We start from the raw sequence: 12,863 nt of genomic DNA, 5'->3' as shown, positions 1-12,863 counted from the left end.
AAAAGAAAAGAATTCAAAATTAAAGAAGGAAAAACGAAGAAAGAACGCATGATTAACCTTACTTCTATTTTTGATGAAGTCTATTCGTATGCCCAAACACTAGAAAGTACTTGGTTATTCCCTTCAAGAAAAGGAGAGCAACCCATTAGTAAGATTCAGGCTTATCGACAATTGCAAAAAGCCGGAGATTTTGCTGGTGTAGAATCTATCGGAACTCACACTATGCGCAAAACCTTCGGTTATTGGTTTTATAAGCAAACAAAAGATGTCGCTATGCTGCAAGATATACTCAATCACAGCACACCACAAATTACACTTAAATATATTGGTATCAATAAAGAAGAAAAAGATAATATACTTGATACCTTTCAAATTTAGTTAATAAAAAAAGCCAAAAGTTTTTAATTAACATCAAAACTTCGGCTTTTTATTTATCATTTAAAATCTTATGTATTCTATACCAGTGACGTTTAATTTGATTTTTTATAAGACTCTTAACAGGTAAAGTTTTCATTAATCCATGTGCTTTTTCAGCATAAGAAATAAAATTACCATGTTTTTTATATTTAAAACCTAAATGTGTGTATATTTTATATAATTTACCTCGTTCAAACTTTTCACCTGTTTTCAAAGTAATATTTCTACATACACGAGCTTTTCTATAAGCTCGTGTATGATATTTAAATAAACTTTTTTCTCGTATCTTTACTGCTTCTCCATCAGTAACAAATCCTAAATAATCAAGTTTACTTCTTTCCCCATTTTCTCCCTTAATTAATCCATTTTCATAAAATCGAATTTCTGTTTTTTCTGGTTGAATAATCAAACCATCATCTCTATATTTTTCAACAATATTTATTACTTCATCTTTTAAAAATTTTACTCTTTCCAATATATCTCCATTCTCAGGAATAACAAGAATTAAATCATCACAATATCTTCTGTATAATGCATTCTTAGAATTTGCCCATTTTTTTAGTTCTTGATCAAAATGAATCAAATGAATATTAGAACAAACTGCACTCATTCCGGAACCCTGAGGAATACCAAAAGATTTCTTATTTTTATACAACTTATTTGTTTTTTTAAACTCCCTGTACTCTTTAGCACTCATAATCCTTGATAAAGAATTATCTTTCTTTTTTTGTTTGAGTAATTCATAACCATACTTTTGAATTAAAAACTCATCCACATCAGACTTATTAACATAACTAAATTGAGTTATACTTTTATAAATCTTATAAATATCTTTAGGAAGTTCATCACATTTTAATACATCTTTAATATTTTTTTTAAGCTTTTTATGATTAATTTTATCGAAAAAACTAGTAAAATCTAAAGAAATTATAATAGCCTTCTTGTAATTAAAAACAAACTCAAATACCTCATGCGCAAAATCTATATTATTTAATCCTTTTTTATTATTTCTATATGCTAAAACATTACTATCAATTTCATTAGCAACTGCATAATCATTATAAGCTAAATTTAAAATATCACCATAATATTTATATATATGGCTATCTATATGTGAAGAGTAATATATTTTCCTAATTTTACTTTTTTTCTCTTTTAAATCCTTAGGTAAAGAAACTTTTTTCAATTCATTTATATTTGATAAATCTTTAACAACATATTTTTCAAACTTAATTTCAAAGTGAATAAACGGAAAAAAAGCATGCTTTTTAATCCATTCAGGATCCTGTATGGATTTTTTTACATGCTCTATTTTTACTCTATTATCAAAATGAAGATAAGATTTCGTTTCATATTTAGACCAATTGATGTGTGAAGAGCTAGAGAAATTATGTAATTGTAGTCTATTACTCTGTTCCAAACAGAAAACCTCCCTAGCATACACAAAATGTTGACTACGAAATTCATAAAACAATTCAATTATAATAGAATTAGCATACTCTATATAATTGTGGAAGGAATGATTGACATGCCAGAGTCGCCTATACAGATTACCTTAGCAATATTATCATTACTTGTCGAGGTTCTGAGTAGTCTGAAGCTTGACAAGTTGAAACCTATCCCCCTTGCATCCAATTATGCAAGACACCTATACTTTATACAATAAAGATATATTAATACAAGTATACTAATACTTACACTAAATTTCAAATTATATGTAAAATCAAATAAAACAACATATTTATAACAAGGGAATGCTTGTAGACTGATCTATACTGCATTCTTTTATTATATGTATACTATATTTCTATTCTTTTTTTCAACATTATTATTTAATTAAAAGTAATAAAAAATGCATTTCTTTTTTTACTTCATACTCATCAATTACTTTAATTACAAGCTTATTAATATCCTCATTCCCAAACTGATTTAAATAATGAGGATTGTTCAATGAAAACTTAATTCCATTCAACATATCAATAAGATGAATAATTCTTTGCTCCCTTAACTGTAATATATCCCCAATACAATAATGACAAATAAATATCCAAAACAAAAAAATTAAAATCAAAATAATAAATGCTAAACCAAAATAAGCTGTCACTTGTCCTAACTTAAAATTATTCTTTTGATATATCCAGTTGTTAAAAGCCGTCCAAAGAGGTACAAATATAGCTATAAGTATGGCACTATAAGACATTACAATCATTGAAAATTTTCTTTTGTTCTTTCGTTCAAGATGCTTTTCAAATCTCTCTATACAAAAGTCTAATGCCTCAATATTTTTAGTCTTATACTTATTAGGCTTATTTAAAATCTTTTTATTTAATAAAAACTTCTTTAACAGTAAATATTTAAAGGTATACCATTCTTTACTTCCAAATTTAATTTTATACTCTTTTGAAATGTAACTTCGAATATAATTACGAATAAATAATAAAGAAGTAATGAATAATTCTGTTTCAAACAAAATTATAAACAACCCCATAAAATCTAAGTTCTTTTTAAAAAGAATACATATTGCTACAAAAGATACTATTACACACATTTGTATTATAAAAAACCAAATTACTCGTCTCCTCACAGATTTAAACATAAAAAAAATATTCATTCCCCTATTACAGAAATCTAATAATTCTTTTTCAAACACACTAACAACTCCATTTAAATTTAATATTAAAATTAATTGATTTAGAGAACCCAAACCACCCTAAACTTTCTATTTAACGATTCCTTTCCATCTCCACTAAAAATTCAATATTTTTATTGTGATGAACTTATTTCTAACTTTATCACAATAAAAAAGGCATGCAACACATCGTTGCATGCCTTTTTTATAACGCTACGATGCGTTTCTTACTATTTAACATTAGAATAATTAAAGTAATTAAAGGAGGTACATATATGAACATTGGAAAAAAAATAAAACATTTAAGATTAATAAATAACATGACACAAGAAGATGTAGCCAGCCAATTATTTATTTCAAGACAAGTTATATCTAAATGGGAACTAGGAAAAAGCCTTCCCGATCTAACCAATTTATTAGCCTTAAGCAATCTATTTAATGTTTCAATTGATTCTTTATTAAAGGAGGATTCAAATTTGCAAAATCAGATAATAAAACAAAGCAATTATAAAAGATATTTATTAATAGCCTCTCTCTACATATATTCTTTAATTACTATTGTTGTTATATTTTATTGTCTCATTGCCTTTTTACTTATACCAAAGGACATAAAAACATCCGATCTAAAGGTTATTAATTCCCACTTTTATCAAGAAAGCGATAAAAAAGAAATTTTATATATTTATAGTAAATTAACACCGTTCTTCTCCAATTATTCAGGAGATTATAGCATTGAAACAAAAGATCATGAAATAAACATTCATGCTAATCGAAATTCAATTCCTTTTAGAAATAAAGACGTTTTATTTTCAATCGAAAAAGATATACCTCACGGGATAGATTGGCAAGAAAAAGATGTTTACATTGTAGACGAAAATAATAACAAAATACTTATATATAACCATAAAAATAAAAAACTATATTATCAAACAAAAAATTAAAGTAGGTGATCAAAATTAAAAACATCTATAAATATACTTTTATAATAATTACATTTATTCTTAACATAATCAGTACTCTACTTATTGCAAATACTGGATTTGCACCAAACGTTATAGTATTTTCTATTAGCTTTTTATTTTTCACCATTTTATTTCAATCAATCACAATTCTATTCATTATCTATATGATTAAAAATGATGCATCTAAAAAAATAAAAATAATTTTATACGTTTTTTTAACACTAGATATATTTATCTTTTTATCTTTACTATACATAGCCTATATCGTAATAACTCAAACCCTATAAAAAAAATAACATACTAATAGCAAGGGAATGCTTGTAGACTGATCTATACTGCATTCCCTTATTGTATGTATGCTATATTCTTATTCGCCTTTTTCTAACAGTAGAACCACGAATCTTGGCGAAGACATTGGTTTTTGCCCTGTCCTGGGGTCCGTCCTCGCTTTTTATTCCACGGTTCCCTTGACCACGAGCCTCCGAACCCTCAAACTCCCAAAGCTAACCCCAGCGGGCAAAAACCGCCCTTCTGGGGCCACCCCTGGCGAGTTTGCATGAGGGTTCCCCTCATCGTCAAGGAACTTTCGCGGCATAAACGCCAGGACTCAGTTTGTAGATCTCAAAATAATTATTTTCCAAATAACCTCGCAAAAAATCCTTTTGATTCCGTAGATGCTATTAATGATTTTGTTTCTTGTACTTCACGAATTGTTTCAAGTAACTTCTGATCCCGTTTCTCTAACTTATTATCAATATAGTCTTGTTGTTTTTGTAATTGTTCAATTAACAACTTATTAAATTCTTCTTGTTTCTCACTATATTCTCTAAGTTTACTAACTTCATTTTTTAATGCTTTTAATTCTTCAGCTAAAATCTCTCCAGCTTCTTTACTAGGAACAGGCTTTATACTCTCTCCACCTGTAGCAAAATAATGTTCAATTTGTTTTATTGAATAGTTCTGTTCTCGATGTAATTGCTTAACCATCTTCATTTGCTCAAGAGCTTTTTCATCAAAAATATTGTAACCTGATTCATTCTTCTCTAAAGGAATATATGTCTTTAATTCTTTCATCCAATTCCTTATAACATTTGGTGATTCATCTAAACATAATGCAACTTCTTTAACAGTCATCGCTATATAACCTGGGTTTTCTACACCTAGGTATTCACTTTTATCCATCTTTTTACCCACCTTTAAAACCTAGATAAAAACCTTGATATTAAAAATATCAATGGTTATTTTCAAAAAAATCAACCTTGGAACCTAGGTATTAAACCTAGGTTTTTACTAATTCATTTTACTAAGGTTTATATCCTCCTGTCATATAAAAATAACGGATTTTTTCATATCTCTAATTCATACTTCATTTAGCAAAGATCTTAGCCGCGCTACAAAAAGTTTTCTAATAACCTTGCAATAAGCCAAAACTAAAATCATTCTTTTGTTTTTTAACATAATAAATTTCAACTAAAAGATAAGTCATTTTATAAAATTGGAAATTCCGAATCAAAAAAGAGAGAAGAGCATAAGGGGTTTTTGGGCCCAACTAGGGGTTGGAACTAGGCGGAGCCTAGCTTAAACGTGGGTACACGAAAATTCCCAAGATGTCCACTCACTGACGACACAAAACCCATCAAATGTCCCCATCGTGTCCCTAGATGTAGACTCAGTGAGTACACAAAGTCCCTTTGATGTATCCATATGAGTACTCACTAACGACATGATATTTTTAATAAATTGCAATCAAACATTACTTTAAAATACTAAAAGAAAACAAATAGCATTAAATAAATATAAATCCATAGTTCAGAAGCAAATAACACCAAAATACAAAGTGCTATTGAGGCGCCCCATAATCCTTTTTAAAGAATATAAATCTAAAATAATACTATTTGTCGTAAAAACAAAAACAAACGCTTAAAAAGAAAAATAAACAGGTTTAAAAGAAGGTTTTCCTTTGCTTTTGGGGTTGAGGTTGGTTCGTCGTGTGGGGACGAGCCCCCACGTATTACGTATCTATTAATATGGTAAGTGAAATTATTAGACGAAGGCACTAGCGGTTCGGCTCGTATAATAGCAATTCAAGCCGATGATCCCAAATAGTTGCTTTTGGATGTATCGGCTTGGTGATATCCAAACTCGAGCCGAAAAAAGTTTTGCAAGGATGTAGCAAAGCGAAAAGGGTGGAGATTTTCTGAAGCAAAGCGAAAGAAAATACAACCCGTTCCTTGCGGAACTTTTAGCTATTTCTATATAGAGTGAGAAGGGACAAGCATGCTAAAGTCGAAAATACCCAGTAATACCAGGGCTTTCAGGATTTTTCGTACTTACCGTTTTTGGTAAGTAAACTTACCGTTTTTGGTAAGTACGAATTTAATAAAAAAAGTCTACTTTTAAAGTAGACTTAGAATAATTTAATAGGTAAATTTTTAAGTTGTTTGGGAACCTTTCTAAACATTGCTTTAAGTGTCGGATTAACTTCATCTCTATTTCCTGAAAACATGATGTGAGGATTTACAAATAATGCATATGCTCTAACATTATTATCATCAACACCACTCTCTGAACGAGCTATAATACCTTTATCAATTAATTTTCTAACTAATGGACTAACTTTAGTTTCATGTCTTCCAATTTTTTTAGCCAATTCTCGCTGAGTTAATGGGATTTGTTCTTTCGAATTAATATCACTAACTAAACAATTACTCAAAAAACCTACACACATTGAAATATCTAATAAAAATACTTTTTCAGCATTTGTTAAATAATCAATTTCAAATAAATATTGGATATTTTGTTGAATGATTTGAACAAATTTTGCTTTGTTCTTTATTTTACGTTCAGGAACTAATTTCATTCCTCTTGAACTAGCTTTTGCTTGAAGTTCATTTGCTATATACATCTCTTCTTCTGACAAGATCTTCGAATTTTCTATATCTCTTAATCTTGCTTTTTTTTCAGCTTGTTCTAAATTAACGAGCTTTGACATAATCTTTCTCCTCTTTTCTAACATTTACAACTAGAGAAGAGCAACATTTTATGTTATAATTTATAAAGAAATTTAAAAATAAATATGTACACAAAAGTCCCTTTTCTCTAATTGATGGTTTGGTCACTTTCAATTATAACATATAGGGACTTTTTCTATATCTAAAATTCAACTATATAAAATATGCCTATACACTTTGTCCCCTATATATATTTAAAAATTCATAATATTACCTTGCTAACATCCTTAAAGAAATTCTTATAATATCTAATTCTTACGTACTAAAAATGAAGATATAAATATCATAAAAAATGCAAAAACACTTAAAAGGGGTAAAGTAATAAATCCAAACCATTCGACCTGAATCGTAGAACAGTCACTTTTAATACTACAAAAAGCACTTTTTGTATGAGAAAGTTGGATGATATATTGATATACACCTATTAACAAACCAATTAATGAAAATCCTCGAATATAACTCTTCACCTTATAATCATTAATTAGCATAGAAATGATTATAATTAAAGGTAAAGGATACATAAAAATCCTTTGATACCAACATAAATCACAGGGATTCAAACCAACTACCTCACTGAAATATAAACTTCCTAAAATTGAAAAAAGAGAAATACAAAATGTAAAATAAAGAAATTGATTTCGTGTTATAGATATTTTTTTCATACTAATCCCAGCTCTCCTATAAAATTTCATCAATTTTCAATTTTAATTTCGTAATATTATTTAAAAAATCTTGTTTTAATTCCGGTGTTTGGACTTCATTATACAATTTAAAAACACTGTCCCAATCTTTTTTCAAACTATATAAATTAATTAATAAATGTTTAAAATGATCCCCATTAGAATTAATTTCACTATACTTATGTTCATTAGTTGCATCTAAAGCTATATGTAAAGATTCAATAATTGTATTCATTCTACTTTCTAAATCAAAAAGTAACAAAGAAGCTTTATAAAACTCAATATCATAACAATTAGGGAATTCTTTTTCCACCAAAGACACATATTTTATCAAAGTTTTGAAATCTTTCATTTCAAAAGAAATTTTACAAAGCAACAAAATAGATTCAATTAAAAATCTTTTTTCAGAGCTAAATTCATATAAATCTATTGCTTTTAATAATACATTTTTAACTAACTTTTTATCAGCTTTCACTTGATTTAATTCCCTGGCATAAAAAAATAACCATTTAGGATTATTGGGTTCTAACTGAATCATTTGTTCAGTTAATTCAAGATTTCGTTTATTCTTTTGAAGTTGATTAACAATAACAGGATTATATCCATCATGATATACATCTATAGTTACAACAATATTATCTGGAATTCTTTTATCATCAAAAACTGGTTCTTCATGTACTTTCCCAGAAAAAAGTATATTTTGCTTTAAAGAAAATAGCCTTCTCGTATCTACATATATATGACCTGTATATTCATGGATCATTGGACTAATAACACATTTTATCCCTAAAAAATCTATTAACCTTGCCACTCTTTTAGCTTTACCAATATTATTTTCACCATAATAATTATCAGCATCTATAAAATAAATCCAATCATTACATGCATAACTAATTAACTTATTTCGTTGATAAGAAAAATCATTTCTCCATAATTCGGAAAAAATTTTAACTTCCGAGAATTTTTCTTTTATTATATTTGTTGTTTGATCAACAGAGACTGAATCTAAAACTATAATTTCATCGAACTCATTAATTACACTATCTATACACCTTTGTATACATCTTTCTTCATTATAACTAATAATTCCGCAAGTAATTAAAGGGAAGTCACTATTCTCATACAATTGAATACTATTATCTATCTCATCTTTTAAATTTAGATAAATGGAATCACATGTATTTATATTATGTATTAAACACAAATCCCTAAAAAGTTGTGAATTAGGATTGTTCATCTTTACAAATTGATAAAAATCATACAAATTCATAAAATTACGCCTCTTCCATTTGAAATTTAAAAATAATCATTATTTTTTAAAGAACTCATTTAACTCTTCTGGACGGTATCCTTCTAATCGCTTAATCTCTTTTCCTTGCTTATAATGAAGAATGGTAGGAGTTTTATTCAATTTATATTTATCCAAAAAAGACTCATTGTAATTTTTTTCTTCTTCTATATTTAAAGCCTTTAATTTTAAATTCTCTTCTTTAATCAATTTATTAATAACAGGTTTAAGCTGTTGACAAGAAGGACAACTCGTCTTATATACATATATATAAACATCATCATTAGAATTGACATGATTCTCATATTCTTTAAGATCAATATTTGTATAAAGCGGCTTTTCAAGTGCTTTAGAATTAAAAATATAAAATCCTGCACATATAGATAGTACTAATAGTGAAATAATAAAAAACCACTTTTTCATATTAAAACCTCTCTCTCTTCAATTATTGTCTTATCTTTAAAAACAAATTTTCGGTTATAATTTTTTAATGCTTCAGAAGTGTGAGAAATAACAATTAATGTAAATTTCATTTCCAACAAATTATTATGTATTCTCTCAAAACTTTCTTTATCAACATTACTCAATGACTCATCTAGAATAAGAACTTCTGGATTATGCAAAATAGCCCTTGCTAAAGAAAATCTTTGTTTTTGTCCTGTTGATAGATTAGTAGCATTTTCATTTAACTTAAAATCAAAATTATCATTAGAAGAAAATACAACATCCAAAATTCCTGCAATTTCACAAGATCGAATAAGTTCCTCATCACTAAATTTTTTCCCCATGCACAAATTCTCTTTAATAGTTCCTTTAAAAAGAAATGGATTCTCATTTAAATAAATAATTTTCTCTCTTAATGTACTTGTATTTACTTCATTAATATCGATTCCATTTACTAAAATTTGAGATCTTTCTACATCATAAAACTTAACTAAATTTTTAACTAAAGTACTTTTACCAACACCACTTTCTCCTACTAACAGAACCCGATCGCCTTTAGAAATCTTCATATTAACATCTCTGACAACACTATTTAAATTATCATAACTAAAACTAAAATCTTTAAATTCAATATCAAAAACATTTGATATCTCTTTAGTATTTTTCATTTGAAAAACTGGATAATCTACTATATCTAAGAATCTTTCAGTCGCCACTATAGCTTTTTGTAATTCTGATTGTAAACTTATCAACCTTTCTAAAGAAGATAACATGAACATAGCTAAAGAATTAATTAATAATAATGTTCCTAATGTAATAGAATCATTCAGTACTTGCTGAGTACCAACCCACAAAATAATAATAGAAAAAGAGGACTGAATTAACATTCGAACAGTATTGTTAATATTAACAATATTAAACTCCCTCAATGCCGATTTTATTTGTATCCCAAAAAAACTTTGGAATGAATTAAAAAAGTATTTTTCTTTATTAAACGAATATATAGTAGGCATATTCTTAATGAATGGAACTAAAAAAGAAGTAGTCTTTGCTTCATTAGCCATTAATTCTCGATTTCTTTTATTTAATATCTCATAAAACATTACTGCACAAGAAACTAGAAGTAACAAAGGTACTAAAAGGGTGAAAAATAATACAGCATTCATTTTATAAAGGAAAAAACTTATTCCTAAAATTATCATTACATCAAGTATTCCCGTAACTACATTTACACTAAAAGCATTTCTAATATGATAACTATCCCGAAAACGTGAAATAATTTCACCATCATCTCGATTTTCAAAAAACTTAATAGGTAAATTAATTATTTTATTAAAATATTTTTCAGCCAATCCTTTATCTAAATTATATGAAATTCGAACAACAAAATAATTTCTAATATAATCAAATAAAACCTTTACAAAATTTACAGTTAAAAATACTAAACTAAATTGAATTAATGTAGTATCTAATCTCATTGGAATAACAAGATCTGTTAAAAATTTAACAAAGAAAGAAAGAACAATAGCCATACCAACAACAAGTACAGATAAAATAAAAGTTAAAATAAAAAACCACTTATTCTCTTTCAATACTTCTTTAAAAAAATAAGTTTTTTTATAACGCTGATCAAAATTATAAAGTTTATTTTGATCTGTAGAATCTACAACCAAAAGTACCCCAGAAAATATTTTCGAAAAATCATCAACTAACATTGTTGAAACCTTATCTTTTAATGGATCACTAATTACTAATTTATCGCCTTTTTTTAAATAAATAACAATGTAATGTTTTTCTCCATCTTCTTCTATTAAAGCTATATAAGGTTTATTAATATGATCTAAAGCCTCTTTTAATCTATCCTTATTTACCTCTAAAGGTTTACAAGTTAAACCTTTAAAATTCTTCAACAAAATAATTAAATCTTTCAAACTATACCCTTTTTTATCCATCATTAAATCTCTTAAGTAATCAATTCCATAATTAAAACCATAATACTTTAATAAAGAAGAAACACAAGCTAAACCGCAATCGCTTTCGTTGAATTGCCTAGTATGTATAAATTTATTTTTCACCATAAAATACTCTTCCTTTAATAATCAATTATTATTCTAACCAAAAAGAAATTTCATTAAATAATGAAATTTCTCTTTGGTTAAATTTGATTTATTTATTACAACTTCTTCTATATGTATTACATTGACTGTAAGCTTGACTCCAACCGCCGCCACAACCAAAGCTTCCAGCGCTTGAACATTGAGCTAATAATGCCGCACATTGTGCCCATCCCATTCCACCATGTCCCACATGTTCTTCTAATTCTTCAACTTTTAATTCTTTAAATAAATCTTTCATAATTAGTACCTCCATATTTTTTTACTTTAATATTAAGAAATGTAAGCTTACTGTTTAACCTTACAACTTTATGCAAACGCTTGCAACCATTTTTTTCAAAAAAAATACAAAAAATGATTTTTAATGTATTTTTTGTCATATTTTATATAAAAAAAATATACTTATTTATTAACTGGAATTACACTAAAAAAAGATTTTAATTTAGAGAATGCCTCTAAATCTCCCATTGTTGAAAAAACTTCTTCTTCTTTATGATGAACAACGATAGAAGGAATAGTCTTAAACATCCCAACAGATTGTTTCTTTTCATTAATTTTCATTATTTCTTTATAATCAATTTCAATAAGAACCTTATTTACTTTCATTACTTCTGTATAAAAAAACATCCTCATATTTGTTGCTACTAAGGTTCCAGGTATGTTAGGACTATTAAACACATTACCAGCTAATATTGAAAGTCCGGTTTGGTTTTTATAATAAGCTTGAATATAATTTTTCACCACTTCATTCTCATACAACAAATCTTGTTTTATCATAAATATCTCTCCTTATTTAGAAATAAAATAACTAATAATAAATTATTATGATACTTTTTAAAAAACTTCATATTACTATATTACCATTAAATCTCACTATAAAGATTTTAAAATTTTTTTATTAATAAAATTAATTAAAAAAACAGTTCACAATTTACTTTCCTTTAACTTAACATTTAAAAAGATCTCAAGATATAAAGATTAAAATATCTAATGTAAACTTTTAGATATTAGTTTACATTCATTCCCCCTTAAACATTGACTTCTAACCAATTCCCCTGATATCTTCAATTTAGACAATAAAAGTATACATTCAAAACACTATAAATAAAGAGGTCAAAAATCCATGAACAAAAAACCACATCTTATTGATGTCCAACCTATTCGTAGCAAAGAACAAATCGAAGATATGAAGTGGGCCCTCAAACGTCATTGTTCCAAACGAGACTATATTCTCTTTCTAGTTGGCATTCATACCGGACTACGCGTAAGTGATCTACTCCAACTCGAAACACAAACCATACTAAAGTTAAAACGAAAG

12 protein-coding genes and 1 pseudogene are annotated in these 12,863 nt (G+C 27.1%); 3 read left to right on the top strand and 10 right to left on the bottom strand.

From position 1 onward, the window contains the following. Nucleotides 1–378, top strand: a 378-nt coding sequence (locus tag MHB70_RS30835; protein ID WP_341343750.1) for a tyrosine-type recombinase/integrase, incomplete at its 5' end; no start/stop codon positions are given. A 49-nt stretch (nt 379–427) separates the two neighbouring features. Here MHB70_RS30835 and MHB70_RS30830 read toward each other — a convergent pair. Together MHB70_RS30830 and MHB70_RS30825 are read right to left on the bottom strand one after the other, a co-directional pair. Beyond that, the gene (locus tag MHB70_RS30830) at nt 428–1,837 is read right to left on the bottom strand and encodes a reverse transcriptase domain-containing protein (protein WP_061530467.1); all 1,410 of its coding nucleotides are present in this window, start codon (nt 1,835–1,837) and stop codon (nt 428–430) included. A gap of 408 nt (nt 1,838–2,245) precedes the next feature. Continuing rightward, nucleotides 2,246–3,067, bottom strand: coding sequence for a hypothetical protein (locus tag MHB70_RS30825; RefSeq protein WP_061530466.1), 822 nt, complete (start codon nt 3,065–3,067; stop codon nt 2,246–2,248). Nucleotides 3,068–3,321: 254 nt separating this feature from the next. Here MHB70_RS30825 and MHB70_RS30820 point away from each other — a divergent pair, with 254 nt between their 5' ends. Further along, nucleotides 3,322–3,987 carry a helix-turn-helix domain-containing protein gene (locus tag MHB70_RS30820; protein ID WP_061530465.1) on the top strand — a complete coding sequence of 222 codons (666 nt, stop codon included), beginning with the start codon at nt 3,322–3,324 and terminating at the stop codon, nt 3,985–3,987. Nucleotides 3,988–4,638: 651 nt separating this feature from the next. On the opposite strand, the gene MHB70_RS30815 is transcribed toward MHB70_RS30820, so the two are convergent. From MHB70_RS30815 to MHB70_RS30780, 8 genes are all read right to left on the bottom strand, one after another. Then, complete coding sequence (locus tag MHB70_RS30815) at nt 4,639–5,190, bottom strand: DUF3967 domain-containing protein (RefSeq protein WP_061530464.1); 552 nt, start codon at nt 5,188–5,190, stop codon at nt 4,639–4,641. 1,225 nt (nt 5,191–6,415) lie between these two features. Continuing rightward, nucleotides 6,416–7,000: a MarR family transcriptional regulator gene (locus tag MHB70_RS30810; protein ID WP_061530463.1), complete on the bottom strand. Its 585-nt coding sequence runs from the start codon at nt 6,998–7,000 to the stop codon at nt 6,416–6,418. 267 nt (nt 7,001–7,267) lie between these two features. After that, nucleotides 7,268–7,681 carry a disulfide bond formation protein B gene (locus tag MHB70_RS30805; RefSeq protein ID WP_061530462.1) on the bottom strand — a complete coding sequence of 138 codons (414 nt, stop codon included), beginning with the start codon at nt 7,679–7,681 and terminating at the stop codon, nt 7,268–7,270. A gap of 16 nt (nt 7,682–7,697) precedes the next feature. Next, the gene (locus MHB70_RS30800; RefSeq protein ID WP_061530461.1) at nt 7,698–8,969 is read right to left on the bottom strand and encodes a SunS family peptide S-glycosyltransferase; all 1,272 of its coding nucleotides are present in this window, start codon (nt 8,967–8,969) and stop codon (nt 7,698–7,700) included. Between the two features lie 39 nt (nt 8,970–9,008). Continuing rightward, the gene (locus MHB70_RS30795) at nt 9,009–9,410 is read right to left on the bottom strand and encodes a thioredoxin family protein (protein ID WP_061530460.1); all 402 of its coding nucleotides are present in this window, start codon (nt 9,408–9,410) and stop codon (nt 9,009–9,011) included. After that, entirely contained in the window at nt 9,407–11,509 is a 2,103-nt protein-coding gene (locus MHB70_RS30790; RefSeq protein ID WP_061530459.1) for a peptidase domain-containing ABC transporter, read from the bottom strand. The genes MHB70_RS30795 and MHB70_RS30790 overlap by 4 nt, the downstream gene beginning before the upstream one ends. A gap of 88 nt (nt 11,510–11,597) precedes the next feature. Then, nucleotides 11,598–11,786: a sublancin family glycopeptide gene (locus MHB70_RS30785; protein WP_061530458.1), complete on the bottom strand. Its 189-nt coding sequence runs from the start codon at nt 11,784–11,786 to the stop codon at nt 11,598–11,600. Nucleotides 11,787–11,947: 161 nt separating this feature from the next. After that, nucleotides 11,948–12,322 carry a PH domain-containing protein gene (locus tag MHB70_RS30780; RefSeq protein ID WP_061530457.1) on the bottom strand — a complete coding sequence of 125 codons (375 nt, stop codon included), beginning with the start codon at nt 12,320–12,322 and terminating at the stop codon, nt 11,948–11,950. 346 nt (nt 12,323–12,668) lie between these two features. Here MHB70_RS30780 and MHB70_RS30775 point away from each other — a divergent pair. Then, nucleotides 12,669–12,863: pseudogene (locus MHB70_RS30775) on the top strand (tyrosine-type recombinase/integrase); the annotation flags it as partial.

The sequence above is a fragment of the Bacillus sp. FSL M7-1020 genome (genome assembly GCF_038050415.1).
Classification (GTDB): Bacteria; Bacillota; Bacilli; order Bacillales; family Bacillaceae_G; genus Bacillus_A; species Bacillus_A toyonensis.
Note: the sequence above shows the minus strand (reverse complement) of the source record. Positions and strands in the feature narration are given on the sequence as shown.

Excerpts from the sequence above, each read along its gene's own strand:
- MHB70_RS30780 (WP_061530457.1), bottom strand. The coding sequence starts at position 12,322 with ATGATAAAACAAGATTTGTTGTATGAGAATGAAGTGGTGAAAAATTAT.
- MHB70_RS30790 (WP_061530459.1), bottom strand. The coding sequence starts at position 11,509 with ATGGTGAAAAATAAATTTATACATACTAGGCAATTCAACGAAAGCGAT.
- MHB70_RS30810 (WP_061530463.1), bottom strand. The coding sequence starts at position 7,000 with ATGTCAAAGCTCGTTAATTTAGAACAAGCTGAAAAAAAAGCAAGATTA.
- MHB70_RS30820 (WP_061530465.1), top strand. The coding sequence starts at position 3,322 with ATGAACATTGGAAAAAAAATAAAACATTTAAGATTAATAAATAACATG.
- MHB70_RS30805 (WP_061530462.1), bottom strand. The coding sequence starts at position 7,681 with ATGAAAAAAATATCTATAACACGAAATCAATTTCTTTATTTTACATTT.
- MHB70_RS30795 (WP_061530460.1), bottom strand. The coding sequence starts at position 9,410 with ATGAAAAAGTGGTTTTTTATTATTTCACTATTAGTACTATCTATATGT.
- MHB70_RS30785 (WP_061530458.1), bottom strand. The coding sequence starts at position 11,786 with ATGAAAGATTTATTTAAAGAATTAAAAGTTGAAGAATTAGAAGAACAT.
- MHB70_RS30800 (WP_061530461.1), bottom strand. The coding sequence starts at position 8,969 with ATGAATTTGTATGATTTTTATCAATTTGTAAAGATGAACAATCCTAAT.
- MHB70_RS30815 (WP_061530464.1), bottom strand. The coding sequence starts at position 5,190 with ATGGATAAAAGTGAATACCTAGGTGTAGAAAACCCAGGTTATATAGCG.